Source organism: Streptomyces sp. NPDC005551 (genome assembly GCF_042871785.1).
Classification (GTDB): Bacteria; Actinomycetota; Actinomycetes; order Streptomycetales; family Streptomycetaceae; genus Streptomyces.
In genome coordinates, this window is record NZ_JBIAJE010000015.1 from 33,814 (window position 1) to 60,630 (window position 26,817).

27 protein-coding genes and 1 pseudogene are annotated in these 26,817 nt (G+C 72.9%); 14 read left to right on the forward strand and 14 right to left on the reverse strand.

Annotation, left to right across the window (positions count from 1 at the left end; all coding sequences use genetic code 11):
• The first annotated feature begins 84 nt into the window (after window positions 1–84).
• The 4 genes from ACFYP4_RS32010 to ACFYP4_RS32025 all read left to right on the forward strand — a co-directional run bounded on the left by ACFYP4_RS32010 (window position 85) and on the right by ACFYP4_RS32025 (window position 6,051).
• A complete protein-coding gene (locus tag ACFYP4_RS32010) occupies window positions 85–1,623 on the forward strand; it encodes a S8 family serine peptidase (RefSeq protein ID WP_358853423.1) in 1,539 nt (512 codons plus the stop codon).
• A 92-nt stretch (window positions 1,624–1,715) separates the two neighbouring features.
• Window positions 1,716–3,239, forward strand: a complete 1,524-nt coding sequence (locus ACFYP4_RS32015; RefSeq protein WP_388790220.1) for a S8 family serine peptidase — start codon at window positions 1,716–1,718, stop codon at window positions 3,237–3,239.
• A 199-nt stretch (window positions 3,240–3,438) separates the two neighbouring features.
• Entirely contained in the window at window positions 3,439–4,920 is a 1,482-nt protein-coding gene (locus ACFYP4_RS32020) for a CoA transferase (protein WP_388790223.1), read from the forward strand.
• Between the two features lie 126 nt (window positions 4,921–5,046).
• Window positions 5,047–6,051 carry a CopD family protein gene (locus ACFYP4_RS32025; protein WP_358853420.1) on the forward strand — a complete coding sequence of 335 codons (1,005 nt, stop codon included), beginning with the start codon at window positions 5,047–5,049 and terminating at the stop codon, window positions 6,049–6,051.
• Window positions 6,052–6,082: 31 nt separating this feature from the next.
• Here the strand turns inward: ACFYP4_RS32025 and ACFYP4_RS32030 are convergent, their stop codons facing one another.
• Window positions 6,083–7,126, reverse strand: a complete 1,044-nt coding sequence (locus ACFYP4_RS32030) for a zinc-dependent alcohol dehydrogenase family protein (RefSeq protein ID WP_358853419.1) — start codon at window positions 7,124–7,126, stop codon at window positions 6,083–6,085.
• A 258-nt stretch (window positions 7,127–7,384) separates the two neighbouring features.
• Window positions 7,385–7,948, reverse strand: coding sequence for a TetR/AcrR family transcriptional regulator (locus tag ACFYP4_RS32035; protein WP_329900747.1), 564 nt, complete (start codon window positions 7,946–7,948; stop codon window positions 7,385–7,387).
• Window positions 7,949–8,219: 271 nt separating this feature from the next.
• Between ACFYP4_RS32035 and ACFYP4_RS32040 the strand changes: the two genes are divergently transcribed.
• On the forward strand, window positions 8,220–9,302 hold the full coding sequence (locus tag ACFYP4_RS32040) for an aldo/keto reductase (protein ID WP_388790228.1): 1,083 nt from the start codon (window positions 8,220–8,222) through the stop codon (window positions 9,300–9,302).
• A gap of 58 nt (window positions 9,303–9,360) precedes the next feature.
• Window positions 9,361–10,107, forward strand: a complete 747-nt coding sequence (locus ACFYP4_RS32045; RefSeq protein WP_358853417.1) for an SDR family oxidoreductase — start codon at window positions 9,361–9,363, stop codon at window positions 10,105–10,107.
• Between the two features lie 35 nt (window positions 10,108–10,142).
• On the opposite strand, the gene ACFYP4_RS32050 is transcribed toward ACFYP4_RS32045, so the two are convergent.
• Together ACFYP4_RS32050 and ACFYP4_RS32055 are read right to left on the reverse strand one after the other, a co-directional pair.
• Window positions 10,143–10,343 carry a hypothetical protein gene (locus ACFYP4_RS32050; protein ID WP_358853416.1) on the reverse strand — a complete coding sequence of 67 codons (201 nt, stop codon included), beginning with the start codon at window positions 10,341–10,343 and terminating at the stop codon, window positions 10,143–10,145.
• Window positions 10,340–10,710 (reverse strand): annotated as a pseudogene (locus ACFYP4_RS32055) (sterol desaturase family protein); the annotation flags it as partial. The pseudogene ACFYP4_RS32055 and the gene ACFYP4_RS32050, both read right to left, overlap by 4 nt.
• 258 nt (window positions 10,711–10,968) lie before the next feature.
• Between ACFYP4_RS32055 and ACFYP4_RS32060 the strand changes: the two are divergent.
• The 5 genes from ACFYP4_RS32060 (at window position 10,969) to ACFYP4_RS32080 (ending at window position 15,869) form a co-directional block, all read left to right on the forward strand.
• Window positions 10,969–11,961: a DEDDh family exonuclease gene (locus tag ACFYP4_RS32060; protein ID WP_358853415.1), complete on the forward strand. Its 993-nt coding sequence runs from the start codon at window positions 10,969–10,971 to the stop codon at window positions 11,959–11,961.
• 95 nt (window positions 11,962–12,056) lie between these two features.
• Complete coding sequence (locus tag ACFYP4_RS32065) at window positions 12,057–12,290, forward strand: hypothetical protein (protein WP_307063999.1); 234 nt, start codon at window positions 12,057–12,059, stop codon at window positions 12,288–12,290.
• 80 nt (window positions 12,291–12,370) lie between these two features.
• Entirely contained in the window at window positions 12,371–13,162 is a 792-nt protein-coding gene (locus tag ACFYP4_RS32070) for an SURF1 family protein (protein ID WP_388790233.1), read from the forward strand.
• A 158-nt stretch (window positions 13,163–13,320) separates the two neighbouring features.
• Complete coding sequence (locus ACFYP4_RS32075) at window positions 13,321–15,108, forward strand: glycoside hydrolase family 15 protein (RefSeq protein ID WP_388790236.1); 1,788 nt, start codon at window positions 13,321–13,323, stop codon at window positions 15,106–15,108.
• A 5-nt stretch (window positions 15,109–15,113) separates the two neighbouring features.
• A complete protein-coding gene (locus tag ACFYP4_RS32080; protein ID WP_358853412.1) occupies window positions 15,114–15,869 on the forward strand; it encodes an SDR family oxidoreductase in 756 nt (251 codons plus the stop codon).
• A 175-nt stretch (window positions 15,870–16,044) separates the two neighbouring features.
• Here the strand turns inward: ACFYP4_RS32080 and amaP are convergent, their stop codons facing one another.
• Genes amaP through ACFYP4_RS32105 form a run of 5 tightly spaced genes read right to left on the reverse strand, consistent with a single transcriptional unit; the run spans window position 16,045 to window position 18,433 of the window.
• Entirely contained in the window at window positions 16,045–16,623 is a 579-nt protein-coding gene (amaP, locus tag ACFYP4_RS32085) for an alkaline shock response membrane anchor protein AmaP (protein WP_358853411.1), read from the reverse strand.
• A 10-nt stretch (window positions 16,624–16,633) separates the two neighbouring features.
• Window positions 16,634–17,335, reverse strand: a complete 702-nt coding sequence (locus ACFYP4_RS32090) for a DUF6286 domain-containing protein (RefSeq protein ID WP_358853410.1) — start codon at window positions 17,333–17,335, stop codon at window positions 16,634–16,636.
• Entirely contained in the window at window positions 17,332–17,715 is a 384-nt protein-coding gene (locus tag ACFYP4_RS32095; RefSeq protein WP_358853409.1) for an Asp23/Gls24 family envelope stress response protein, read from the reverse strand. Before ACFYP4_RS32095 ends, ACFYP4_RS32090 begins: the two co-directional genes overlap by 4 nt.
• A 3-nt stretch (window positions 17,716–17,718) precedes the next feature.
• A complete protein-coding gene (locus tag ACFYP4_RS32100) occupies window positions 17,719–17,904 on the reverse strand; it encodes a hypothetical protein (protein WP_358853408.1) in 186 nt (61 codons plus the stop codon).
• Between the two features lie 31 nt (window positions 17,905–17,935).
• Window positions 17,936–18,433 (reverse strand): Asp23/Gls24 family envelope stress response protein, encoded by a 498-nt coding sequence (locus tag ACFYP4_RS32105; RefSeq protein ID WP_358853407.1) that lies wholly within the window; start codon window positions 18,431–18,433, stop codon window positions 17,936–17,938.
• An 87-nt stretch (window positions 18,434–18,520) separates the two neighbouring features.
• On the opposite strand from ACFYP4_RS32105, the gene ACFYP4_RS32110 reads away from it, so the two are divergent.
• Window positions 18,521–19,264 (forward strand): nucleopolyhedrovirus P10 family protein, encoded by a 744-nt coding sequence (locus ACFYP4_RS32110; protein ID WP_358853406.1) that lies wholly within the window; start codon window positions 18,521–18,523, stop codon window positions 19,262–19,264.
• Between the two features lie 288 nt (window positions 19,265–19,552).
• Here ACFYP4_RS32110 and ACFYP4_RS32115 read toward each other — a convergent pair whose 3' ends face one another.
• The 4 genes from ACFYP4_RS32115 to ACFYP4_RS32130 all read right to left on the reverse strand — a co-directional run bounded on the left by ACFYP4_RS32115 (window position 19,553) and on the right by ACFYP4_RS32130 (window position 23,580).
• Window positions 19,553–20,344 carry an enoyl-CoA hydratase/isomerase family protein gene (locus ACFYP4_RS32115; RefSeq protein WP_358853405.1) on the reverse strand — a complete coding sequence of 264 codons (792 nt, stop codon included), beginning with the start codon at window positions 20,342–20,344 and terminating at the stop codon, window positions 19,553–19,555.
• Window positions 20,345–20,477: 133 nt separating this feature from the next.
• Entirely contained in the window at window positions 20,478–20,699 is a 222-nt protein-coding gene (locus ACFYP4_RS32120; RefSeq protein ID WP_006123601.1) for a helix-turn-helix domain-containing protein, read from the reverse strand.
• 372 nt (window positions 20,700–21,071) lie between these two features.
• Window positions 21,072–22,670 carry an ABC-F family ATP-binding cassette domain-containing protein gene (locus ACFYP4_RS32125; RefSeq protein WP_388790243.1) on the reverse strand — a complete coding sequence of 533 codons (1,599 nt, stop codon included), beginning with the start codon at window positions 22,668–22,670 and terminating at the stop codon, window positions 21,072–21,074.
• 91 nt (window positions 22,671–22,761) lie between these two features.
• Window positions 22,762–23,580, reverse strand: a complete 819-nt coding sequence (locus ACFYP4_RS32130) for a hypothetical protein (RefSeq protein WP_358853403.1) — start codon at window positions 23,578–23,580, stop codon at window positions 22,762–22,764.
• 191 nt (window positions 23,581–23,771) lie between these two features.
• On the opposite strand from ACFYP4_RS32130, the gene ACFYP4_RS32135 reads away from it, so the two are divergent.
• Window positions 23,772–24,659 carry a neutral zinc metallopeptidase gene (locus tag ACFYP4_RS32135; RefSeq protein ID WP_358853402.1) on the forward strand — a complete coding sequence of 296 codons (888 nt, stop codon included), beginning with the start codon at window positions 23,772–23,774 and terminating at the stop codon, window positions 24,657–24,659.
• Window positions 24,660–24,782: 123 nt separating this feature from the next.
• Entirely contained in the window at window positions 24,783–25,196 is a 414-nt protein-coding gene (locus ACFYP4_RS32140; RefSeq protein WP_358853401.1) for a VOC family protein, read from the forward strand.
• A 119-nt stretch (window positions 25,197–25,315) separates the two neighbouring features.
• Here ACFYP4_RS32140 and ACFYP4_RS32145 read toward each other — a convergent pair whose 3' ends face one another.
• Window positions 25,316–26,716, reverse strand: a complete 1,401-nt coding sequence (locus ACFYP4_RS32145; RefSeq protein ID WP_388790248.1) for a hypothetical protein — start codon at window positions 26,714–26,716, stop codon at window positions 25,316–25,318.
• Window positions 26,717–26,817: the final 101 nt, after the last annotated feature.

Genomic DNA, 26,817 nt, shown 5'->3' on the forward strand with positions numbered 1-26,817 from the left:
CTTCGCCCTGCACGCCCGTCATGTACCTGCCCGAGCACCACCTGTGTTCGGGCAGTGCCCGTTTCCGGATGATGTGGAGATCCCATGGCTCATCTGCCTTCCAGACGCCGTCTCGCGCTCGCCGTGCCCGCCGCGCTGGCCCTCACCGCCTCCCTCGGCCTGCTGCCGGGTGTCGCGGCGGCCGCCCCCGGCGGCGCCGCCGCCTCCGCCTCCGCCGCGACGACCGCGGACGGCCCGAAGCTGGCGTACGTCGTCAACACCAGGACGGACCACCGCACGCTCGCGTCCGTGCGGCGGGCGATAGCCGCGGCCGACGGGACCGTCGTCGCCGCGTACGAGAAGATCGGCGTGTTCGTCGTCCAGTCGGCCGACCCGGACTTCGGCAAGCAGCTCCGCGCGGTGCGCGGGGTGCAGTCCGCCGGCGCCACCCGCACCGCGCCGCTGACCGCGGCGGGCACCACGGACGAGGGCGCCGCGCAGTACCTGACGGCGGCTCAGGCAGCCAAGGCCGAGGCGGGCAGCACCGCTTCGGGCGAGGAGCCCCTGGAGGCCGACCAGTGGGACCTGCGGGCGATAGGCGCCGACAAGGCCGCGAAGATCAACCCGGGCAGCAGGAACGTGACCGTCGCCGTGATCGACACGGGCGTCGACGACACCCACCCGGACCTGGCCCCCAACTTCTCCGCCTCGCAGTCCGCGAACTGTGTCGGCGGCAAGGCGGACACCTCGCCGGGCGCCTGGCGTCCCGCGAACGCCGACCACTACCACGGCACGCACGTGGCGGGCGAGATAGCCGCGGCGCGCAACGGCATCGGCGTCGCCGGTGTCGCTCCGGGCGTGAAGGTCGCCGGCATCAAGGTGGCCGACCCGGTCAGCGAGCTGTTCTACCCGGAGGCGGTCGTCTGCGCCTTCGTCTTCGCCGCCGACCACGGCGTCGAGGTCACCAACAACAGCTACTACGTGGACCCGTGGCTCTACAACTGCATGGACGACCCCGACCAGCGGGCGATCGTCGACGCGGTGAACCGGGCCCAGCTGTACGCCCAGAAGAAGGGCACCCTGAACCTGGCCTCGGCGGGCAACTCCAACGACGACCTCGACGCGGACGCAATCGTCGACGACTCCAGCCCCGACGACTCGACCCCGGTCCCCCGGACGATCGACCCGCACGAGTGCTTCGACGTGCCGACCCAGCTGCCGGGTGTCGTCACGGTCAGCGCGACCGGCGTCAAGGGCGCCAAGTCGTATTACTCCACCTACGGCGACGGTGTCATCGACATCGCGGCGCCCGGCGGCGACAAGTACCAGATCCCGGACACCCCGTCGAAGAACGGCCGGATCCTCTCCACGATGCCGAACAACCAGTACGGCTTCCTCCAGGGCACGTCGATGGCCTCGCCGCACGCCGCGGGGGTGGCCGCGCTCCTGAAGTCCGCGCACCCGCACGCGACTCCGGCCCAGCTCCAGGCGCTGCTCAAGGCGCAGGCCGACAACCCGGGCTGCCCGGCCGAGCCGTACGACGGTGACGGCGACGGTGTCGTGGACGCCACCTGCGAGGGCGGCAAGCGGGTGAACGGCTTCTACGGCTTCGGCGTCGTCAACGCGCTGCGGGCGGTCAAGTAGCCCCGGACGTCGGGCTCCTGCCCCGGACCTCCGCCCTGTGAGCTTTCCGCACGGCTCGTACAGCTCGTACCGTTGAACGAACTGGAGACACCATGACAGCGCCTCAGTCGCGCTCGCGTCGCGCGATAGCCGTCCCCCTCGGGATGGCCATGGCGACGGCTCTCGCCTTCCTGCCGAACGTCAGCGCGTCCGCGGCGGACACCGCCGCGCCGCGTGCCGCGGCAGCGGACGCGACCTCGCTCAGCTATGTCGTCAACGTCCGCCCGGGGCACGGCCCTTCGGCGCACGTGAAGAAGGCCATCGCCGAGGCCGGCGGCACGATCGTGACGTCGTACGACCGGATCGGCGTGATCGTCGTCCACTCGTCGAACGCCGACTTCGCGGCCACCGTCCGCACCGTACGCGGTGTGCAGTCGGCCGGCGCCACGCGCACCGCGCCGCTGCCCGCCCAGTCGACCACCGACGTGGGCACGCCCAAGGTGCTCACCGCGAAGGACGTCGCCGACGTCGAGGCGGCCGCCGGGCAGGACCCGTTGGAGCCGCTGCAGTGGGACCTGCCCGCCATCAAGGCGGACAAGGCGCACGAGAAGACCCTCGGCAGCCGGAAGGTCACGGTCGCCGTGATCGACACCGGCGTCGACGACACCCATCCCGACATCGCCCCGAACTTCGACCGCGACGCCTCGGTCAACTGCGTGACGGGCAAGCCGGACACCACCGACGGGGCGTGGCGGCCGAGCGCCGAGGAGAGCCCGCACGGCACGCATGTCGCGGGTGAGATCGCGGGCGCCAAGAACGGCGTCGGCATCACCGGTGTCGCCCCGGGCGTGAAGGTCTCCGGCATCAAGGTGTCCACCACGGCCGGGTTCTTCTACACGGAGGCCGTGGTCTGCGGCTTCGTGTGGGCCGCGGAGCACGGCGTCGACGTGACCAACAACAGCTACTACACCGACCCCTGGTACTTCAACTGCAAGGACGACCCGGACCAGCGGGCCCTGGTCGACGCGATCACGCGCGCCTCGCGCTACGCGGAGCACAAGGGCGCGGTCAACGTCGCGGCGGCGGGCAACGAGAACTACGACCTGGCCGCGGACGAGATCACGGACCCGTCGTCCCCGAACGACACGACACCGGGCGACCGGGTGATCGACCCGTCCGAGTGCTACGACATCCCCACCCAGCTGCCGGGTGTGGTCACCGTGGCGTCGACGGGCGCGAAGGGCATCAAGTCGTCCTTCTCGAACCACGGCCTGGGCGTCATCGACATCGCCGCGCCCGGCGGCGACTCGACGCGCTACCAGACCCCGGCCCCGCCCGCCACGAGCGGCCTGATCCTCGGCCCGCTGCCCGGCGGCGGCTGGGGCTACATGGCCGGTACGTCGATGGCGTCCCCGCACGTCGCGGGGGTCGCCGCGCTGATCAAGTCGACGCATCCGCACGCCTCCCCCGCCCTGGTGAAGGCGCTGCTGTACGCAGAGGCCGACGCGACGCCGTGCACCGACCCGTACGACATCGACGGTGACGGCAAGATCGACGCCGTCTGCGAGGGCACGAAGAACCGCAACGGCTTCTACGGATGGGGCACCGCGGACGCGCTGGACGCGGTGACGAAGTAGCGGTGACGTAGTAGCGGTGACGAAGTAGCGGTGAAGTAGTAGCGGTGACGTGGTCGGGACCACGCACCCGCCGAGGGGCCGGACGGCAGCACGCCGTCCGGCCCTTCGCCGTCCCCGGTCACGCCGCTCCCCGGGGGTCCCGCCCCAAGTACCCGGCCCGGTCGACATGTTGATTCCGTACATCCGGCACAGTGCCGTCATGACACCTGCACCGGTGACCGTCGCCTGGGAGGCGCTGGGCGGCGACCCCGCATCCCTCTCCCGTCTCTCGGCCGTCGTACGGGACGGCGCGCTCGACGCCCGGCTGCCCGTACGGGAGGTGGCACGCGGGTGTGTGGGCGCCTGCGCGCTGGCGGCCGCGGAGCTGGCCGCCCGCCGCACCGGGCGGGCGATGCCCGCGGCCGAGGTCGACGACGGGGCCGTCGCCACGGCCTTCGTCAGCGAGCGGCACCTGCGCGTCGGCGGGCGGGCGCCGGTGAGCTTCGCGCCGCTGTCCCGGTTCTGGCGGACCGCGGACGGATGGGTGCGGACGCACGCGAACTATCCGCATCACCGGGCACGGCTGTCGGCCGCGCTCGGCCTGCCCGCGGACCCCGCCGCCGAGACGGTCGCCGCCGCCCTGGCGGAACGGTCCGCGGGCGAGGTGGAGGAGTCCGTCTACGCGGCCGGGGGCCTCGCCGTCGCCCTGCGCACGGCGCGGGAGTGGGCGGCGCACGAGCAGGGTGCCGCCGTCGCGGGCATGCCCCTGGTCGCCCGGGAGCGGCTGGACGAGGAGCCGCCGCGGACCTTCACGGACCTCGCCGGTGACCCGCTGCGGCCGGCCGCGGGCGTCCGTGTCCTGGACCTGACCAGGGTCATCGCAGGCCCCGTGGCCACCCGCACACTCGCCCTTCTCGGCGCCGACGTGCTGCGGGTGGACCCGCCGCGGCTGCCGGAACTCCCCGACCAGCACGCCGACACCGGCTTCGGAAAGCGCTCCGCCACGCTCGACCTGACGACCGACGGGCGCGCCCTTCAGGAGCTGCTCGACGCGGCGGACGTCGTCGTCACCGGCTACCGGCCCGGTGCCCCGGACCGGTTCGGGCTCGGCCCCCGGGCCCTGGCCGGGCGGCGGCCGGGTCTGGTGGTCGCGCAGTTGTCGGCCTGGGGGGACGAGGGGCCGTGGGCCGGGCGGCGCGGCTTCGACAGCCTGGTGCAGGCCGCCACCGGGATCGCGGTGGCCGAGGGCTCGGCCGAGCGGCCCGGTGCCCTGCCGGCGCAGGCCCTCGACCACGGCACCGGCTATCTGCTGGCGGCGGCCGTGCTGCGGTCGCTGACCGAGCAGTCGCGCGAGGGCGGGACCCGGCTCGTACGGCTGTCGCTGGCCCGGACGGCGCAATGGCTGACGAACGGGCCGGCAGGGGTCCGGGACGTTCAGCGGACGAACGGGCCGGTGGGGATCCGGGACGACCCGGAGACGAACGGCCCGGTACGGAAGGCCGGGCGCCGGACGACGGGGCCGGTCCCGGACGACCGGACGACGGACACCCCGTACGAGCGGGCGGACCGCTGGCTCACCGGGACGGACAGCCCGTTGGGGCCGCTGCGCCATGCCCGGTCGCCGGTCTCCTTCGAGGGGGGACCACGCGACTGGCAGCGGCCGCCGGGGAACTGGGGCGCAGATCCGGCGCGCTGGTGGTGAGCGAGGGCGCGGGGTGGTCAGCGAGGGCGCGGGAATGGGCGGGCACCTCCGCTCCCGGGGGATGCCGTTCCGCCGATCACCCCACCCGACTTGTCCGATTTTCAGAGAGATGGTGAAGATCGTGACGTGAGTTCGACTGAACAGACGGCCGAGAGAGCCGCCACCGCCCCCGCGCAGCCCGCCTCCGCCGGCCGGGCCGCCGCCGTGCTCGGTCTGGTGACCCTGGCCGCGCTGATTCCCCTGCTCGGACCCTCGCTCGCGCTGCGCGGCACCGGCGAGGCCGCCGCGCCGGGCGTCGCCGGGATCGCCCTGCTCCGGGCGGTGCTGTTCGCGGCCATGTGCGTCCCGGCGGGCGAGCTGTTCGCGGCCCGGCTGGTGCGCCGGGTGCCGGGCGCCCCCGCCGCGCGAGCGCCCCGCAGCTGGGCGCCTTTCGCGGCGGCCGCGGGATGTGTGGCGGCGCTGGGACTCGCCGCTTGCGCGGCCACCGGGAACCGGCTGCCCGGGGGCCTCGTCGGCCTGGACGTGGGCGCGCTGTTCGGCTCCCGGGACGGCGCGCTGGCGCTCGTGGAGTTCAACGCGTTCGGAGCGGTCGGGCTGGGCGCCCTCACGAACCGTCCCGGCTTCCAGGTGCTGCCGTCGGCCGCGGTGGCCGTGGCGGAGGCGCTGCGGGCCCATCCCGTCACGGAGCACCTCCCGCTGGTCGGCTCGGCCCTGACGCTCGTTCACGTCACCTGCACGGTGCTGTGGGCGGGCGGGCTGCTGCACGTGCTGCGGACGCTGCGGGCCTGGCGCGCCCCGGAGCAGGGCGCCGCGCTGCTCGGCCGCTACGCGCGCGTGGCGGCCGTCCTGTTCGCGGGGATCACCGCCACCGGGGTGTGCAGCACGCTGCGCCGTATGCCGCCGGGCGCGGTCCTGGACCAGCTGGCGACGACGTCGTACGGGCGTGCCCTGCTCGCCAAGGTGCTCCTGGTGGCCGTCGTCGCCGGCCTCGCCCTGTGCGCGCGGCTGCGGATGGGCCGCGCGAACGACCCGCTCAGCGCCTGTTCGCCCGCGCGCGCGGAGGTGACGGCGCTGGGCGCGGTCGTCGTGGTGTCGGCCCTGCTGACGGCGCTGCCGCTCCCGGGCCGGTGAGCCCGGGGTTCCCGGCGGCGGCTGCCCTTACTCAGCCCGCGACCATGACCTTGAGCGCGGTCCGCTCGTCCATCGCGCGGTAGCCCTCCGGGACGTCCTGAAGGCCGACGGTGCGGTCGAAGACGGGCGACGGGTCGATCGTTCCGTCCAGGACGTCGGGCAGCAGTTCCGGGATGTACGCGCGCACCGGGGCGACGCCGCCGCGCAGGGCGATGTTCCGGTCGAACAGGACGCTCAGGTCGAGTCCGGTGCCGCTGCCGTGGGGCACGCCGACGAAGCCGACGGCGCCGCCGTCGCGGGTGATGCTCACGGCGGTGCTCATGGACTGTTCGGTGCCGACGGCCTCGACGACGCAGTGCGCGCCCTGTCCGCGGGTGAGTTCGCGCACTGCCGCCACGGCGGCCTCCCCGCGCTCGGCGACGACGTCGGTGGCTCCGAAGCGGCGCGCGATGTCCGTTCGCGCCGCGTGGCGTCCGAGCGCGATGATCCGCTCGGCGCCCAGCCGCCGGGCGGCCAGGACGGCGCACAGCCCGACGGCTCCGTCACCGACGACGGCGACCGTCGCGCCCGGCCGCACCCCCGCGCCGAGAGCGGCGTGGTGACCGGTGCCCATGACGTCGGAGAGGGTGAGCAGGGCCGCCAGCAGACGGTCGTCGGAGGCGGCCTCCTTGGGCAGCCGGACGAGGGTGCCGTCGGCGAAGGGCACCCGCACGGCCTCGCCCTGCCCGCCGTCGTAGCCGACGGAACCCCAGAAGCCGCCGTGCTCGCACGAGGTGGTGAGCCCCTCACGGCAGTAGTCGCAGGCGCCGTCGGACCACATGAACGGCGCGACGACCAGGTCCCCGCGGCGCACACCGGTCACCTCGGAACCGGTCTCCTCGACGACGCCGAGGAACTCGTGCCCGATCCGCTGTCCCGGCTGCCGTGCCGCCTCGCCCCGGTATGCCCACAGGTCGCTGCCGCAGATACAGGACCGCAGCACCCGTACGACCGCGTCGGTGGGCAGCTGTGCCACGGGGTCGGGGACGTCCTCCACGCGCATGTCGTAGGGGGCGTGGATGGTGGTGGCGCGCATGCGAGGGTCCTTCTCGGCTGATCGGCGGTGGTGCGCTCAGGGGGTGGTCGAGCGCGTCTCACCGTACGCCGGGGCGGGCACGGATCGCCCGCGAGGGCACCCGGGGGCGGCACGCTTCTGGAAGGCCCTGTTCTCGTATGGCTACGGCGAACGGACACAGCGTCCTCGCCAAGGTCTGGGGCGCCACGACCGCCGCGGCCACAGCCATGCCGTCCGGCCGGCATGGGCCGACGCCTCGCCGAACGGCCGGCGTATCGCTCAGCGGGGCCTGAGTCCGTCGACGACGACGTCCAGCATGCGGTTCAGTTGGGGGCGCTGCTCGGGTGCGCCGGCCACGGAGAGCAGACCGGCGAGGATGCCACCCACCTCGACCGGGTCGATGTCGCTGCGCAGTTCTCCTGCTGTGGCGCCGGCCTCGAGCACCATCGCCAGGACTTGCTGGACCTCGTCGCAGACCGGTCCGGTGCCGAAGCGGCCGGAAGCGCTCATGGCGACCAGGGCCTCGCAGATACCGCGTCGTTCGCCGGCCCAGTCGGCGAATCGGAGCATCCACGCGTGGAGGGCCTGTGCGGGCGGCTCGGTAGCCAGCAGGGTGCGCGCGTCTTCGCGCAAGGGGCGGATCTGGTCCCGGTAGACCTCTTCGACCAGATCCTCTCGGGTGGGGAAGTGCCGGTACAGGGTGGCGTTCCCCACTCCCGCGCGTTTGGCGATCGCGTCCAGCGAGATCGGGCGTCCGGAGGCGAAGGCCTCGGCGGCCGTGGCGATCAGCTGCTCGCGGTTGCGCTGCGCGTCGGCGCGCAGGGTGCTGCGTGGAGGTGTCATGACCCTCGCGATCGTGAGTGTCGGATGAGGCTCGGGAACGATTCGGGGATGTCCCCGGTTCAGTGTACGGTGAGACAAACGGGGAGTTCCCCGATTAAGGGTGGTCTCACCCATCGCTTCAGCGGCGAAAGGTCTGCCATGCCTACAGCGGTCATCACCGGGGGGGGCGACCGGCATCGGCAGAGCGACGGCCGAGCCGCTGCACGCCCGCGGCCACCGGGTCGCGGTAACCGGACAGAACGCCACGAACCGCACCTCACAGGAGAACACGATGGCACTCACTCTCGACACCTATCGGCTGCTGGGCCGTTCCGGACTCCGGGTCTCACCGCTGGCGCTGGGCACGGCGACCTTCGGCACCGAGTGGGGCTGGGGCGCCGAGCGCGACGAGGCGCGCAAGCTCTTCGACCGCTACACCGAGCTCGGCGGCAACTTCTTCGACACCGCCAGCACCTACACCAACGGCAGCTCCGAGCGACTGCTCGGCGAATTCGCCCGCACCAACCGCGACAAGATGGTGCTGGCGACGAAGTACTCGACGCTGCGTCAGCCCGGTGACCCGAATTCCGGGGGTACCCACCGCAAGAGCATGCTGGCGTCGGCGGAAGCCAGTCTGCGGCAGCTGAACACCGACTACATCGATCTGCTCTACGTGAACGTATGGGACTTCAGGACGCCGGTGGAGGAGATCCTGCGGGGCCTGGACGACCTGGTGAGGCAGGGCAAGGTGCTGTACGTGGCGATCTCTAGCGCCCCGGCCTGGCAGGTGTCGCGCATGCAGGCGATCGCCGACCTGCGCGGCTGGTCGCCACTGGTCGCACTGGAGACCGAGTACAGCCTGATCGAGCGCACCGCGGAGCGTGACCTGATCCCGATGGCACGCGAGATGGGACTCGGCGTGGTCCCCTTCTCCCCGTTGGGCGGCGGGGTGCTCACCGGCAAGTACAGCCGGGAGGACCAGAACCAGGCGGGCCCCGTCGTCGGCGAAACCGCCGGCAACCGCAAGAGCCTCAACGTCGCCCTGGGATGGGTCACCGACCGCAACCTTGCCATTGCCGATGCGGTGAAGGAGGTGGCCTCGGAGCTGGGCCGCACACCCGCCCAGGTCGCACTGGCCTGGACCCTGAACGCCCCGGGTGTGACGGCACCCGTCATCGGCGCCCGCACCATCGCGCAGCTGGAGGACAACCTGGGTGCCCTGCAGGTCGACCTCACTCCTTCCCAGCTGGCCCGCCTCGACGAGGTCAGCTCCATCGACCTCGGCAATCCGCACGACCTGCTCGCCAGCGATCACATCCGCGCGGTCACCACAGGCGACATGAAGATCGAAACCCTCGGCCGATTCGCTTCCTGAACGGCGACATCCAGACATATCGACATGTTCTTGATGATGGAACGGAGCAACCTCGGTTATGGGTGAGTACAGCGACAAGAATGTAGTGATCACGGGTGGCAGCAGCGGCATGGGGCTCGCGCTGGCGGAGCTGCTGGTGCGAGGCGGAGCCCGCGTGGTGATCACCGGCCGTTCTCAGGCCAAGCTCGACGCGGCACGCGAGCGGCTCGGCGGGAATGCCGTGGCCGTCCGGGCGGATGTGGCCTCACTGTCCGACCTGGATATGCTCGTCGGCCGTGCAAAGAGCGAGCTCGGCTCGATCGAGGCTTTGTTCGTCAACGCCGGCATCTCACCCCTCACGCCACTCGAGTCGACGACCGAGGACGTGTACGACGAACTGTTCGCGATCAACGTCAAGGGCGCCTTCTTCACTGTGCAGAAGCTCGCTCCGCTGCTGAGCGCGAACGCCGGCATCGTCCTCACCACCTCGATCGCGAACGTCATCGGCATGGTGGACACCAGCGTCTATGCGGCCGGCAAGGCGGCGCTGCGCTCGATGGCCCGCACCTTCTCCCGCGAGCTGCTTCCGCGGGGAATCCGTGTCAATGCGATCAGCCCGGGTCCCATCGACTCGGGGATTCTGGAAACGATGAACTTGTCCGAAGAGGCCGCTGACCAGTTCAGGGCGGAGCGGACCGCGAGCAACCCCATGAAGCGCTACGGCACCGTCGAAGAGTTCGCCAAGGCGGCCGCGTTCCTCGCCTTCGATGCCACGTACACCACCGGCATCGAGCTGGCCGTGGACGGCGGCGAAACCCAGCTCTGAGCTCGTCTGCCGTCCCGCCACGGCCGTAAGGCCCGCTACCACGGCGGCTTCAGCGGGGAGCTGCAACACGTGGTCGTGTGGATCAGGCCGCGAGCAGTGTGAGCGGCCAGGAGGGGCATCAACAGCGGTTCGGCGACGGCGTGTCCGGGACCGAGGCCGGCCGTCAGGCAGACCAGATCCACCGGAACCGCGACGCCGAGGGCGGCGAGCGCCACACGCGCGTGGCGTGGGTTCACGCGACGGGCTCCGCGACCGGCGTCGGTTCGGCGGCCGGCCGAGCGGGCTGCCGGACCGGCCCGCGGAGGACGCGCCCCGCACGCTCGCGCCAACCGCGGGCAGCCTTGAGGACCTTGGCGATGGCGACGTACTCGTGAGTGGCGACGCGCGCGGGGTTGTACGTGTCGATGTTCTCGGCGAGGCCGTGGACGGGCCGCTCGGCCTCGGGCACGAACGACCCGAAGATCCGGTCCCGGACGATGAGGATCCCCCGAAGTTCCGGTCCGGGCAGCCGCCTTGGGAGGGGTGGTGGACACGGTGGTGCGAGGGCGCGTCGAACACGAACTCGACGGGCCGGGGCAGCCTGCCAATGCGCTCGGTGTGGATCTCACCGTCTCCGTACCGGCCCCGGTGGACGGGCTGCCGGTGAAGGCGTGACGTGGTCGCACACGTGACGGACCCCGCCTTCGGGACCGGTGAAGCGCGTCCGTTTTCAGAGGAATTGCACTGATAATCCGTCAGGAGGTCGCCACCGCAGCGCATCTACGCCACCGCGCCGCCACCGGCCGTTCGCCACGCGCCGGGACCCGACGGGCTTCGGGTCCGGGCCGTCACTGTCGGCGCCGACCCGTATCCTCGTGAACCATGCTCGAAGACCTCGCGACCGCAGCGCTCCCCGCCGCCTGGCCGGCCGCGTATCCGAAGGGATACGCGGTCGTTGACGTGGAGACCACCGGCCTGGCCCGGGACGACCGGATCATCTCGGCCGCCGTCTACCGGCTGGACGCGCGCGGCGAGGTCGAGGACCACTGGTACACGACGGTCAACCCGGAGCGGGACCCCGGCCCGGTGTGGATCCACGGCCTGACGAGCGAGGTGCTCGAAGGGGCACCGCTCTTCCCGGACATCGCCGAGGAGTTCGCGTCCCGGCTGGCGGACCGCGTACTCGTCGCGCACAACGCGGTCTTCGACTGGTCGATGATCGCCCGGGAGTACGCGCGCGCCGAGCGCGAGGCGCCGGTGCGCCAGCGACTGTGCACCATCGCGCTCGCCAAGGAGCTGGGGCTGCCGCTGCCGAACCACAAGCTGGAGTCGCTGGCCGCACACTTCGGCGTCGTGCAGCAGCGGGCGCACCACGCGCTGGACGACGCGCGCGTGCTGGCCGAGGCGTTCCGCCCGAGCCTGCGGGCGGCGGCGCGCGGCGGGGTCCGGCTGCCCCTGCTCGAATGCCGGCCGCTCACCGAGTGGTCCGGCACACCGCGGATCGGACAGCAGGCCTCGGGCGGATACCCCTCCGGCGGTTACCGGCCGGGCAGTTGGCGGCCGTCACGCAAGCGGCCCGTGTGCCCGTACCCCAACCCGGGCCGGTACGAAGCGGGCAAACCCCTCAAGCAGGGCATGCGTGTCGCCTTTTCGGGTGACACGTCGGTCGAGCGGGAACTGCTGGAGGACCGGGCCGTCGAGGCCGGGCTGCACATCGCGACGAGCCTGTCCCGGCTCACCAGCCTGCTCGTCACGAACGATCCCGAATCGGGTACGTCCAAGGTGGTCAAGGCCCGGCAGTACGGCACGCCGGTGATCGACGAGGCCGCGTTCGGCCAGCTGCTGCGGGACGTGGAGCCGGCGTCCGGAGCGTGACGGGGCGCACGCCCCGGACGTCAGACGGGTGATTGCCGGGCGACTCGCCCGCAGCCCGCTCGCCCGGGCCGCGCCGGCGCCCCACCCTGTGGCGCATGGCGAGATGTGAAGTCTGTGGCAACGACTACGGCATGACGTTCGAGGTGCACGCGCAGGGCGCCGTGCACGTCTTCGACTGCTTCTCCTGCGCGATCCACCGGATGGCCCCCATCTGCGAGCACTGTCGCGTCCAGATCATCGGTCAGGGTGTCGAGGTCGAGGGGCACTGGTACTGCGGCGCGCACTGCGCCCGCGCCGAGGGGAGGGCGGGAATCACCGACAAGGTCTGAACCCGGGCCGGACCCGGACGCCGAGCCCCCGCCGGGACCCTCCCGGCGGGGGCCGGCACGTGCGGGGTACCGTCAGTGGGGTGTACCGCTTCCTGTTGTCCCGGCAGTGGGTGATCCTCACCCTCCTGACGCTCGCGCTCATCCCGACCATGATCGAGCTGGGCTTCTGGCAGCTGCACCGCCACGAGCACAAGGTGGCGCTCAACGAGGTGATCGCCACGTCGCTGGCCGCGAAGCCGGTGCCCGCCGAGACGCTCACCGCCCCCGGCAGGACCGTCGCGCACGACGACCTGTACCGCCGCGTCACCGCGCGGGGCACCTTCGACCCGGCGCACGAGGTCGTCGTCCGCCGCCGTACGAACGCCGACGGCGAGGTCGGCTTCCATGTCCTGACCCCGTTCGTCCTGGACGACGGGCGGGTGCTGCTGGTGAACCGGGGCTGGATCCCCGCGACCGGCGTACAGACGCAGTTCCCGAAGGTCCCGGCGCCCGCGCGGGGCGAGATCACCGTCACCGGCCGGCTGATGGCCGACGAGACGACCGCCGAGAGCGGCATCAAGAACGTGCGGGGCCTGCCCGACCGCCAGATCATGCTGATCAGCAGCGGCCAGCAGGCCCGGCAGCTCGGCAAGCGGGTCCTAGGCGGCTATGTCGAGCAGACCGCGCCCGCGCCCCGGGGCGGCTCCCCCGAGCTGATCCCCGATCCCGAGCACGGCGACATCGGTCCGCACATGGCGTACGCCGTCCAGTGGTGGCTGTTCTCGGCCGGTGTCCCCGTGGGCTGGTTCGTGCTGGTGCGCCGGGAGCGCCGGGACCGGGCGGAGGCCGCCGCGAAGGAGTCCGCCCCCGAGGCGGCCCCGGCGCCCGTCTAGACCCTCCGGGCCGGCCCGGTGAACGGGCATTCCGGGGGCGCGCGGTGTCCCTCCCGAGGTCAGATGTGCGGCCGTCCGGCCGCTCGGCCGGACCGCGCGGCCCACGTGCCACTCCGGCGGCCCGATTGGCGGTCGCCGCACTCGGGAACCCAGTGTGCGTGCAACGACGCATCGAGGACTACGCGCTCATCGGGGACGAACAGACGGCCGCACTGGTGGGACGTGACGGTTCCATCGACTGGCTGTGCCTGCCGCGGTTCGACTCCCCGGCCTGCTTCGCGGCACTGCTGGGCGACGACGAACACGGCCAGTGGCGCATCGCCCCCAAGGACGCGGAGCTCTGCACCCGCCGCGCCTACCGGCCCGACTCACTGGTGCTCGACACCGAGTGGGAGACGGCGGAGGGCGCGGTCCGCGTCACCGACCTGATGCCGCAGCGCGACCGTGCCCCCGACGTCGTACGCGTCATCGAGGGCCTCAGCGGCCGGGTGACGGTACGCAGCGCCCTCAGGCTGCGCTTCGACTACGGCATCGTCGTGCCGTGGATGCGCAGGCTCGGGGACGGTCACCGGGTCGCCGTCGCCGGCCCGGACGCGGTATGGCTGCGCAGCGATCCGCCCGTGCGCACCTGGGGCAAGGACTTCTGCACGCACTCGGAGTTCACCGTCGGGGCGGGCGAGAAGGTCGCCTTCGTCCTCACGTGGCATCCCTCGCACCAGCCGCGCCCGCGGCTCGTGGATCCGTACGAGGCCCTGCGGTCCAGCCTGGACGACTGGCAGCGGTGGGCGGCACGCTGCAACTACGCCGGCCCGCACCGGGACATCGTCGTACGCTCCCTGATCACCCTGAAGGCCCTCACCTACGCGCCGACCGGCGGGATCGTCGCCGCCCCCACCACCTCGCTCCCCGAGGAGCTGGGCGGCATCCGCAACTGGGACTACCGCTACTGCTGGCTGCGCGACTCCACCCTCACGCTCGGCGCGCTGCTCGCGGCCGGGTACCACGAGGAGGCCGAGGCGTGGCGTGACTGGCTGCTGCGGGCGGTCGCGGGCGACCCGGCGGAACTGCAGATCATGTACGGCCTCTCCGGCGAGCGCCGGCTGACCGAGTACGTGCTGCCGTGGCTGCCCGGCTTCGCGGACTCGTCACCGGTGCGGGTCGGCAACGACGCCGTGCGCCAGCTCCAGCTGGACGTCTACGGCGAGGTCATCGACTCGCTCTCGCTGGCCCGCGAGGCGGGCCTGCCGATGAAACCGCACATGTGGCGGCTGCAGGTCGCGCTGATGGAGTTCCTGCGGACGGCGTGGCGGCAGCCGGACGAGGGGCTGTGGGAGGTGCGCGGACCGCGCCGGCACTTCGTGCACTCCAAGGTGATGGCATGGGTGGCCGCCGACCGCGCGGTCCGCGCACTGGAACGCGACCCGCAGCTCAGCGGGGACCTGGAGGGCTGGCGCGCGATGCGCGACGAGGTGCACCGGGAGGTGTGCGAGCGCGGCTACGACCCCGGACGGAACAGCTTCACGCAGTCCTACGGCTCCCAGGAGCTGGACGCCTCCACGCTGCTCATCCCCCGCGTCGGTTTCCTGCCGCCCGACGATCCGCGGGTCGTCGGGACGGTCGAGGCGATCGCGCGGGAACTCGGCCACAGCGGCTTCGTCCGCCGCTACAGCACCGCCGCGAACCTCGTCGACGGGCTGCCGGGCGACGAGGCCACGTTCCTCGTCTGCTCCTTCTGGCTCGCGGACGCCCTGCATCTGATCGGCCGCAAGCAGGAGGCGCGCCGCATGTTCGACCGGCTGGTCGGGCTCACCAACGACGTCGGCCTGCTCTCCGAGGAGTACGACCCCGTCGCGGGCCGCCAGCTGGGCAACTTCCCGCAGGCGTTCAGTCACATCGGCCTGGTGAGCACCGCCCTAGCCCTGTATGAGGGCGAGGGGGCAGGATAGGAGCCATGGATCTTGGACTGAAGGACCGGGTGTACGTCGTCACGGGGGCCACCCGTGGCCTGGGCAGCGCCGCCGCGCGCGAGCTGGTCGCCGACGGGGCGAAGGTGGTCATCACGGGGCGCGACGAGAAGAGCGTCGCCGAGGCCGCCGGGGTGCTCGGCCCGAACGCGGTCGGGGTCGCCGCGGACAACGCCGACCCGCGGACCACGGACCGGGTGATCGAGGCGGCCCGTGAGCACTTCGGCGGCTTCGACGGGGTGCTGATCAGCGTCGGCGGCCCGGCGCCCGGGTTCGTCGCCGACACCACGGACGAGCAGTGGGCCGCGGCGTTCGAGTCCGTCTTCCTGGGCGCGGTGCGGCTGGCCCGGGCCGCCGCCGCGGAGCTCGGCGAGGGCGGGGTCATCGGGTTCGTCCTCTCCGGCTCGGTGCACGAGCCGATTCCGGGGCTGACCATCTCCAACGGTCTGCGCCCGGGCCTCGCGGGGTTCGCCAAGTCCCTCGCGGACGAGCTGGGACCGCGCGGCATCCGCGTCGTCGGCCTGCTGCCCGCCCGCATCGACACGGACCGCGTCCGCGAACTCGACGCCCTGTCCGCCGACCCGGAGGCCACCCGCGCGGCCAACGAGTCCCGTATCCCGCTGCGGCGCTACGGCAGGCCGGAGGAGTTCGGCCGCGCCGCCGCGTTTCTGCTCTCGCCCGCCGCGTCGTACCTGACGGGCGTCATGCTGTCGGTCGACGGCGGCATGCGCCACGGCTTCTAGAGCCCCGAGCGGCTCCGGATCCCCGTCCCCCGGTTCCAGCCCCGGGGCCGCTTCCGCACGCCCGGCGGGTTCCGAGGGGCAGGAGCTGGACAGGGCGCCGGCCCGAGCAGAGGCAGTCCCGGCACCGGCGGGGCGGAGCCCGGCAGGGACGGGAACCCGGCAGGGTGGCCTCTGCTCAGGTGACGCGTTCGGGGCGGTGCTTGGCCGCGCGGAGGTGTACCTCCGAGGGCAGCGCCGCCAGGCCCGCCGATTCACGGGCGTGCTCCAGCGCCTCCGTCGTGAGCAGGTTCAGCGTGTTGCCGGGGTCCGCATACGGCTCCAGCACGAGCTGGACCCGCGTCCACGGGGCGGTGCGGCGCCCGCCCAGCCGCACCTGGGCCCGCTCGACGCCCTCCAGCTCACCCGCCTCACCGGCCAGTACGCCCTCCACTGCGCGACCGCGCAGCAGCGCACCCTCGCCGTCGCCGGTGTCGACGAGTACGTCGGCGAGCCTGCGCCGCCGCAGCACGGCCGCCAGCCACCACAGGGCCAGCAGCACCAGGACGGCGAGCGCGGCGATGACGGCCCACCACCACCAGCCCTCGTCCCGCCACCGGCTCCGCTCGGCAGCGGTCAGCAGCACGTCGTGCCGCCCGTCGTGGATCCACCAGGAGGGCGGTTTCAGCCCCAGCCCGACGGCCAGCACGGAACCCCCGAGGGCGACGAGCACCAGCCCGGCGATCCCCAGCAGCACACGGTTGACGGTCCTGAGCACCGGACCTCACCTATCCCTTCCGGCCGGGACGTCCGACGTGCAGCGTCAGCGCGGGCTGCCGGGCGAGCCCGAGCCCCCGGATGCCGTCGGTCAGCGTGGCGTCCAAGTCGGCGCGTACATCGTCGAGTTCACGGAAGTGGCAGACCGCACGGACGTCGACCCTGCGGCGCTTGACACGCACCTTGGCCGCGCGCACCCCGGCGACCTCCATGGCCCGGTCCCGCAGCACCATGGCGGCCAGGCCCCGGTGCAGTCCGGCGCGGACGTCGGCGTGGCCGCGCCGCATCGGCAGCACGTCACGCAGACCGGGCGTCAGGGCGAGGAGAAGCAGCCAGAGTCCGAGTGCCGCGGCGATCCCGGCGCCGACGAGCACCCACGTGTCGTCGAGCGGCCGTTCGGCCAGCTGACGGGCCAGTGACCTGCGCCAGTGCAGGGCCTTGTGGCCGGCGCGGACGGCCACGACGTCGTAGAGGAGGAGACCGGCGCCCGCGAGGACCAGCAGCGCGACGATGCCGGCGGGCACGCGGCGGGACGACCAGAAGCGGCCCGCGCGTCCGCCCTCGTCGTCGGAGGTGGGCGGGGGTTCGGGGGTGGCCGCGGAGGCGGACCGGCCGAATCCGCCGTCCGTCCCGTCCTCGGCGCGCTTCTCCATGACGGGCAGCCGCCGGGTGCTGCCGCCGGACGGTTTCTCGTGCTCCCGGGGCTCGCTCACCGCGTCCTCCCCTGTGCCGCTCCGTAGGCAGGTGGCAGGTGCAGCCGCTCCACGTGTACGGCCACCTCCGGTACCTCCAGTCCCGCCAGGGCCCGCACCCGCTGGGCGACCTGACGACGCACCGCGTGGCACTGGCCGCCGATGTCCGAGGGGTAGTCGAGTTCGAGGCTGACGCTGACGCGGGCGGTCCCGTGGTGCACGGCGACCGAGGCGTGCGGGCGTCCCGTGCCGGCCGGCGGCACGTCCAGCGCCTCGGAGGCCGCCTGCGAGGCGATCTTCGCGACGACCCGGTCGGCGATCCGGGTGGCGCCTCGCTCAGCCGCCGCGACGGCCGTCACCGGAGGCCGTGCCTCGGCGAGCCGGTCGGTCCGGGGCGGCACGCGTCACCGCCGCCGGTCGTCACGGCTGCGGAAGAAGTCACTGCTGTCCAGATCGCCCTCGACGAACTTCCCGACGACGAAGCCGACGGCCCCCAGGGCCGCCACCAGCAGGAAGGCCCCGAACCCGCCGAAGTACCCGGCGAAGCCCAGTGCCATTCCGGCGATCATGCCGATCACGGCCCAATTCATGTGCGCTCCTCAACAGTCCGGGGGTCCGGTGTCACTGCAGCCGTGACTCCGGCTCCTCGTCCTCCTCGTCCGGCAGCTTCACGTCGCTGACAGCGATGTTGACCTCGACGACCTCGAGCCCCGTCATGCGCTCGACGGCCGCGATCACGTTCTCCCGTACCTCGCGGGACAGGTCCGTGATCGACACGCCGTACTCGACCACGATCTCCAGGTCGAGCGCGGTCTGCAGCTCGCCCACCTCGGCCTTGACGCCGCGTGTCACGGACTTCTGGCCGCCGCTGCCGGGCACCCGGTCGCGCATCGCCCCGAAGGTCCGGCTCATTCCGCTTCCCATGGCGTGCACGCCGGGCACGTCCCGGGTCGCGAGTCCGGCGATCTTCTCCACCACTCCGTCCGCGATGGTGGTCCGGCCCCGGCCGCCCGGGTCCCCACCGCCTCGCTTCGTCACACTGGTCCTGCCCGCCTGCGTACCGCCCGCGTTCTCGCCCTCACGGCTGTCCGGGCGGTTCCGCTCCGTCATGTCGGTCATAGCCGTTTATCCCTTTCGTTCGTCCTTCTTCACCCACAGTAAGCGGGGTTGCGCCATCTCGCGCCGGGGATGCGGCAGGCTGGAGGAATGACGGCGGACCGATGGACGCAAGCGGTACGGAATCAGCTGAGGCTCGGCCGGCTGCTGCCCCTGGGCAGCGCCCGCGACGGGGCCTGGATCACGGAGGCGGCGGTCGACTCGGTGCTGCGGCGTGCGGCACACCCGGTCGGCGGCGTCCGCCTGGGCACACTCAGGGTCGCCCTCGCGGACCCGGACGAGGTGTACGACGCCGCCGTGCCGGCGCCGCCCAGCGCCCTGCCGCCCGGGCCGCTCCGCGTGAACGCGGAGTTCCTGGCCTCGGCGGACCCCACGGCGCCGGGAGCGGAGCCTCTTCCGACGACGGCGGCCCGGCTGCGGGCGGCGCTGCTCGCGGCGGCGACGGAGCGGCTGGGCCTGCGGGTCGCGGAGGTGGATCTGCGGGTGACGGGGCTGCTGGACGACGGCGGGACGCCCGCTGCCCGCGCCGACGAACGGCGGCCCGCGGCCGGACCCGCCGGTCCCGGTGAGGAGTCGCTGGTGGCCGCGGCCGCGCTGGCCGTCCCCGGAGTGGCCCGGCTGACGGAGGTGCTGGGCCGTCCGGTCCACATCGAGGACCGAACGGGTGATGCCGCGGACGGCGGCGGCGCCCTGCCGCGCCGTCATGTCCGCGTGGAGATCGCCGTCACGGCGGACGCCCGGGCCCTCGACGCGGCCCGTGCCGTTCGGGCCGCGGTGGCGGACGTCCTGTCCGACCGCCCGTCGGTGGCGGTACTGGTCACCGCGACCGACTGAGGACCGGACGCCGCCCGCCTCCGTCCGGAGCGGAGCCGTCCGTGCACGTGCGGACGGCTCCGGAAGCGCGCCGCGGAGGGCGCCGTCGGAGAACCCCGGGTCCGGCCGCGGGTGCCCGTGTGCCTGGACGGCGAGGTGAGCGCGGCGCGCGTACACGGGGCCCGCCGGCGCCACCGGCCAGGGGTGTTCCGGCCGGCGCCCCGGGGGCCGGCCGGGTGTCGCGGTTCCTCCGCGAGTACGGGCCCGGTGCGTCCTGGTCGCTGCGGCCGGGACGCCCGGGCGCGGGCGCTAGTCGCCGATTCCGGCCAGGTCCCGCAGGCGGCGGGCCTGGGCCGCACGTTCGGCGGTCCGCTGCTCCTCGTAGGAGCGTTCCTGCGCACCGCGCAGCAGCGCCTTGGTCTCCACGACGGCGTCGCGCGGCGCGGCCAGCAGCGCGCCGGCCAGGTCCTGGACGGCGGCGTCGAGCTGCCCGGCGGGTACGGCGAGGTTGGCGAGCCCGGTGCGCTCGGCCTCCTCGGCCGTCACGAAGCGGCCGGTCGCGCAGATCTCCAGCGCGCGGGCGTACCCCACGAGGCTCACCAGCGGGTGCGTGCCCGTGAGGTCGGGCACCAGCCCCAGGCTCGTCTCACGCATGGCGAACTGCACGTCGTCGGCGACGACGCGCAGGTCACAGGAGAGCGCGAGCTGGAAACCCGCGCCGATGGCGTGACCCTGCACGGCGGCGATGGACACGATGTCGCTGCGCCGCCACCAGGTGAACGCCTCCTGGTACTCGGCGATGGTCGCGTCGAGCTCGGCGTCGGAGCCACGCGCGAGGTCGATGAACGACGGCTCGCCGTCGAAACCCTCGGGCGTGAACGCCTGCCGGTCGAGCCCCGCGGAGAAGGACTTGCCTTGGGCGCGCAGCACCACCACCCGGACGGTGCCCGGCAGTGCCCGCCCGGCCTGCGTCAACGCCCGCCACAGAGCAGGACTCTGGGCATTGCGCTTGACCGGGTTGGTCAACGTCACCGTGGCGACTGCCTCGTCGACGGTGAGCCGTACGCCGTCCTTGTCGAGTACCGGGTCGAGCGAAGCCATGGCAAGCCTCCGATGAGTGCGGTCACAGCGGATGCCGTACGACGGCATCCTCAAGTGACTGCACAGTAACCACCCGGTCGATCAACCGACCGACCGGGTGGCCACCACCGAAAGCCGATGGGGACGTCCGGCCTCAGGCCGAAGCGGCCTTCTTGCCCCGCGTCGCACCGCCACGTCCTCGGAGTGTGACGCCGGACTCGCTGAGCATCCGGTGGACGAAGCCATACGAGCGACCGGTTTCCTCGGCCAGCGCTCGGATGCTCGCACCGGAGTCGTACTTCTTCTTCAGGTCTGCCGCGAGCTTGTCGCGCGCGGCGCCGGTTACCCGGCTGCCCTTCTTCAGAGTCTCGGCCACCCGTGCCTCCTCGTGGGAAGTGCGCTCTGGTCTTCTCATGATCACCCCTTCCCGGCGTGATGGCCACCCATTCGGCAAGGTCGGTGAGACAAGGTTTTGACGACAGGAGCCCGTCCCCACGAGTGGAACCTGTGCTTCCGCCCTGTCTCCGGCGTACGGCTGAACGGGTTCGCGCGCGAAGCAGCAGGTCAGCAACGCGATGCGGCCGAGTCCCGGGAACCGGGGACTCGGCCGCGAAATCGATGTAGGACACACCTCGGTATGAGGAGATCTCACACAGATGAGGGATCACGGATCGGCCGAATGATCCATGAGCGGTGGATCAGTCATTCGATCAAGCCCGGTCCGCGCCCCGGGCGGCCGGGCCGGGGGTCAGGCCAGGGCGACCAGATCGGCGTAGTCGGCGCCCCACAGGTCCTCGACGCCGTCGGGCAGCAGGATGATCCGCTCCGGCTGGAGGGCCTCGACCGCGCCCTCGTCGTGGGTCACAAGGACGACGGCGCCCTTGTAGGTGCGCAGCGCGCCCAGGATCTCCTCGCGGCTGGCCGGGTCGAGGTTGTTCGTCGGCTCGTCGAGGAGCAGGACGTTCGCGGAGGAGACGACCAGGGTCGCGAGCGCGAGACGGGTCTTCTCGCCGCCGGACAGCACACCGGCCGGCTTGTCGACGTCGTCACCGGAGAACAGGAAGGAGCCGAGGGTCTTGCGGACCTCGACCAGATCCAGGTCGGGGGCGGCGGAGCGCATGTTCTCCAGGACCGTGCGCTCGGGGTCGAGGGTCTCGTGCTCCTGCGCGTAGTAGCCGAGCTTGAGGCCGTGTCCCTCGATGACCTGGCCGGTGTCGGGCTTCTCGGCGCCGCCGAGCAGCCGCAGCAGGGTCGTCTTGCCGGCGCCGTTCAGCCCCAGGATGACGACGCGCGAGCCCTTGTCGATGGCCAGGTCGACATCGGTGAAGATCTCCAGCGATCCGTACGACTTCGACAGGCCCTCGGCCATCAGGGGGGTCTTGCCGCAGGGTGCGGGCTCCGGGAAGCGGAGCTTGGCGACCTTGTCCGACTTCCGCTCGGCCTCGAGGCCGGCGAGCAGCTTGTCGGCGCGGCGGGCCATGTTCTGCGCGGCGACGGTCTTGGTGGCCTTGGCCCGCATCTTGTCGGCCTGCGAATGGAGTGCGGACGCCTTCTTCTCGGCGTTCTGCCGCTCGCGCTTGCGGCGCTTCTCGTCGGACTCGCGCTGCTGCTGGTAGAGCTTCCAGCCCATGTTGTAGACGTCGATCTGGGCGCGGTTGGCGTCCAGGTAGAAGACCTTGTTGACGACCGTCTCCACGAGGTCGACGTCGTGGGAGATCACGATGAAGCCGCCGCGGTAGGACTTGAGGTAGTCGCGCAGCCAGACGATGGAGTCGGCGTCGAGGTGGTTCGTCGGCTCGTCGAGCAGCAGCGTGTCCGCGTCCGAGAAGAGGATGCGGGCCAGCTCGACACGGCGGCGCTGACCGCCGGAGAGCGTGTGCAGGGGCTGGCCGAGGACCCGGTCGGGCAGGTTGAGCGCGGCGGCGATGGTGGCGGCCTCGGCCTCGGCGGAGTACCCGCCCTTGGTGAGGAACTCCGTCTCCTGGCGCTCGTACTGCCGCATGGCCTTCTCGCGGGTGGCGCCCGAGCCGCCCGCGATGCGCTGTTCGTTCTCCCGCATCTTGCGGATCAGGGTGTCGAGGCCGCGGGCGGAGAGGATGCGGTCGCGGGCGAGCACGTCGAGGTCGCCGGTGCGCGGGTCCTGCGGCAGGTAGCCGACCTCGCCGGAGCAGGTGACGGTGCCCGCGGCGGGGATGCCCTGACCTGCGAGGACCTTGGTGAGCGTGGTCTTGCCCGCGCCGTTGCGGCCGACCAGACCGATGCGGTCGCCCTTGGCGATGCGGAAGGTGGCGGACTCGATGAGGACACGAGCGCCGGCGCGCAGCTCGATACCGGAGGCGGAAATCACGGACAGACTCCTGGGCAGGGTCGTTGACGGACTGGACGGCTGATGACGTTCCCGCCGTCTAATGCGCGAGGAGAATGGCCATGGGCCAAGTCTAACGGGGCTGTGCAAGCACTTTTTCTGCGTGCGGGTGTCCGGTGCCCGGCCGCCCGTTGCCCAGCGGTGTCCTGCGGGGTGTGACCCGGCCGAGGTCGTCCACGGCGACGATCTGGCCCGTCCAGGCGGCGTCGGCGGCGCACGGCTGCGCGAGCAGCAGTGTTCCGCCGTGGCGCGCGGCCCGTCCGGGGGTGAAGGCGCAGCCCGGCTGGGCGGGCAGGACCCAGCGCAGATCCCCGTCGGCGGTGCGGTAGGCGGCGATCCGCTCCGGGGTGATCACGGCGAGCATGCGGGCCGCCGGGCCGAGCGTCCGCAGGACGCCGCGTCCCCCGCGGGCGGCGAGCCAGCCGGCGGCTCCGGGCAGGGCGCGATGCCAGCGGACCGAGGCGCCGTCCGGCGCGGTGTCGGTGACCAGCCCGTCGTCCCAGAGGGTGATCGCGTGCACGCGCGCGTGGAGCACGGCCAGGGGGCGCCGCCCGGCACGGGTGTAGGTCCAGCGGGGGCTTCCGGTCGCCCCGTCGTACGCCTCGACGGCGTTGCCGCCGGTCCGCAGCCGGACCGGTGCCGTGTGCTCCACGCGCGCGGGGACGGTGAGGTGGTCGCCGTAGGGGGCGGGCCTGGCCCGGTGGGCCGCGGCCAGGAGGGGAACGGCGAGGAGAAGGGCGACGGCGGCGGGGAGGAACCGGCGCAGGATTCGGGGAACGGTTCGCGGGTACAGGGGACGCGCCGTGGTGGTCACCCGGCCGGAGTCAGTGGCCGACCCCTTGTACGGGGCCGCCGGATCCGGCCTGGTCTTCTCGATCGGCAGTACGACCACCCTTGTCCCCCTGCGGTTGCCCGGCCCCACGGATCAGGCGCAGAGCGTAGGCGGGGCCGGGTGGCGGGGGCGTCGGGACACGGCGGCCGGACGGGGGCGCGTCGCCCGTTCGGACGTCCGCCCGACGCTGGACAGGGCGCCGCACAGAGGATGGCCGCCGCGGAACGACAGACCCAGAGGGTGGTACGCCCATGCAGTTCGACGACGACGCACGTCTGGACACCTCGGAGGTGCAGGATGTGCGGGGCAGCCGGATTCCCGGCGGCGGCGCCACCATCGGCGGTGGCGTCGCGGGCGTGATCGCCCTCCTTCTGGGCCTGTTCTTCGGGGTGGGCCCCGACCAGCTGGGGCTCTCGTCGGACGACGGGCCCGCCCCGGCCTCCTCCTCCCTCGACCAGGTCCGCCAGGACTGCCGGACGGGGCGGGACGCCAACGCCAAGGAGGACTGCCGCGTCGTGGCGGTGGTCAACAGCGTCCAGGACTACTGGGGGCAGGAGCTGGAGCGCCGCGGTGCCGCGTACACCTCGTCGCCGACGGTGTTCTTCAGCGAGCGGGTCGGCACCGGGTGCGGGACGGCGACGTCCGCCGTCGGGCCCTTCTACTGTCCCGGGGACCGCAAGGTCTATCTGGACCTGGACTTCTTCGGTGAGCTGCGGTCGAAGTTCGGTGCGCGGGGCGGCCCGTTCGCGCAGGCGTACGTGGTGGCCCACGAGTACGGACACCATGTGCAGGACCTCACGGGAACGCTGGGCCGGGCGCAGGACGGGCGCACCGGCGCGGACAGCAACTCGGTACGGGTGGAGCTGCAGGCCGACTGCTATGCGGGCGTGTGGGCGCATCACGCGACCACCGCGAAGGACGAGTCCACCGGTCGGCCGCTGATCACCAGCCTCACGGCCGCCGACATCAGTGACGGCCTGGACGCGGCGGCGGCCGTCGGCGACGACCGGATCCAGGAGAAGTTCCAGGGCGGGGTGAACACGGACTCGTGGACGCACGGCTCGGCGGAGCAGCGCCAGCAGTGGTTCCGCGAGGGTTACCGCACCGGCGACATGACGCGGTGCGACACGTTCCGCTGAGGCGCGGCGTCTCCGCCGAGGCGGGGTGCGGGCCGTCGTCCGCTCGCCGGGGCGTTGTCAGTGGGCGGTGGGAGACTGTGGAACAGGTCACATCGGGCACGGAGACGAGAGGGAGTGGTCGGTATGGCGGGCAGGGACGGCAGCCGCCCGAGCATCTACCCGACGCTGCTGTACGCGGACGCCAAGGCGGCGATCAGGCAGCTGACGGAGGCCTTCGGCTTCACCGAGCTGTCGGTGTACGAGGGTGAGGACGGCGCGGTGACGCACGCGGAGCTGGTGCAGGGCAACGGCGCGGTGATGCTGGGCTCCAAGGGTCGCGGCGGCGTCTTCGACACGGCCATGAAGGACGCCGGGCCCGCCGGGGTGTACGTGGTGGTCGACGACGTCGACGCACATCACCAGCAGGCCGTGGACCACGGCGCGGAGATCCTGATGCCCCCCACGGACCAGGACTACGGGTCCCGGGACTATATGGCCCGCGACCTCGAGGGCAACATATGGAGCTTCGGGACGTACGCCCCGGAGACCGCGGCGTAGCCGCCTCGCCCGAGACCGGGCGTGGGCGCCCGGGACGGGGGCGCAGACGTCCGGGAGATGGGCCGTAGACGTCCGGGACTGGGGCGTGGGGGCCCGCGGCCGGGGCCTGGGCCCCTCCGTCAGCTCCCTCCGGTGTGCACCTGGAACGCGGCCCGGCGCACGGCCTTGGCGAGGGCGGGGTCCGGGTGGGCCGCGGCGAGCGCGACCAGCACCTGGACGGTCCGGGGGTGCCCGACCGCGCGCACCTCGTCGAGCAGCGCCGGCACGGTCGGCTGCACGGCGGACTCCAAGTGCCGCACGAGCAGCGGGGCTTCCCCGTGGTCGGCGACGGCGGCCGCCGTGTCCACCCACAGCCAGGTGGCCTCCTCCCGGGTGAGCACCTCGTGGACGTCCTCCGGGTCGTGGCCCTCGTGCTCCGCGAGCCACAGCAGTGCGTAGGGGCGCAGCGGGGTCTCGTCGGAGACGGCGCGCACGTCGGGCTCGGCGGGGGCACCGACGACGCGCAGGGCCTCGAAGGCGAGACCGCGCAGCAGGGCGTCCTCGCCGCGGGCGGCGTTCAGGAGTTCGGTGACGGCGCTGCCGACGGGACGGGCGGCGAGCCACGCCCGGTACTCGGCGCGGGCCGCGTTGGGGCGCAGTTGGGCGCAGCCGCGGAGCATGTCCTCGGCGGGCTGCTCGATGTTCCCCGCGGGGCTCTGCGCGGCGACGCAGATCTGCTCCAGCTTGACCCAGACCGCCCAGCTGCCGAGCGGGGTGAGCGTGGCCTGCCCGTCGGCGAAGGTGAGAGCGCCCACGGAGGCGAGGGCGCGCAGGGCCCAGTCGAGGAGGGGGGCGGGCGGGGTGTCGGCGACCTCGGTCTCCGCGGCCGGTTCGGGCCGGGGGCCGTACGGGATCTCGCAGCGCTCGGTGCGCAGTTCGGAGACGCGCTGTTCGAGCAGGTCGAGCAGCTGGGCCATGTCCACGGGTCCCGCGGACAGCTGGAGGAAGGAGAGCACCTGGGGCATCGCGGAGACGACCTCGGCGACGGCGGCGGGCTCCCGGCCCGCGGGCTCCGGATACGCCAGCGACCAGGCGTCGAACAGAGCGACCCAGCCGCGCAGGACGGCACTGTCGTCGCGGTTCCAGGCGCGCAGACGCCAGCCGGGGCGCGCGCTGTTGCCGTGCACCTCGATGAGGCCCGCCAGGCGTGCGGTGTCCCAGTCGGCGCAGACCTGAGCGGGGGTCAGTCCGAGTTCGGCGGCGGCGCGTTCGGCGGTGGCCGCGGAGAGGGTGCCCCTGTCGTCGGGGGTCGCGCCGTCGCGGCCGGGACGCAGCGCTGCGTCGGCCCAGCGGGCGACACGGGCGGCGCCGGCCAGACCGGCACGGGCCATACGGGCCAGCTCCGAGGGCGCCGGCGTGCCCTCGGGCGGCCGGGGTGCGGGGCGGCGTGAGCGGCGCTGGGTCACCGCTCGGGGAGCGGCGGCGAGGGGTCGCGGGCGGACGAGTCGGAGCCTGGAGTCGCGCGGGTTACGGGACGTCACAGGTGCAGTCTTCCGGTTGACAGTCCGAAAACCCAAACGGAATGCCTCGGCGGCCGATCGGGGAGGTCGCCGCACGGGGGTGCGCGGGGTGCGCGGGGCGT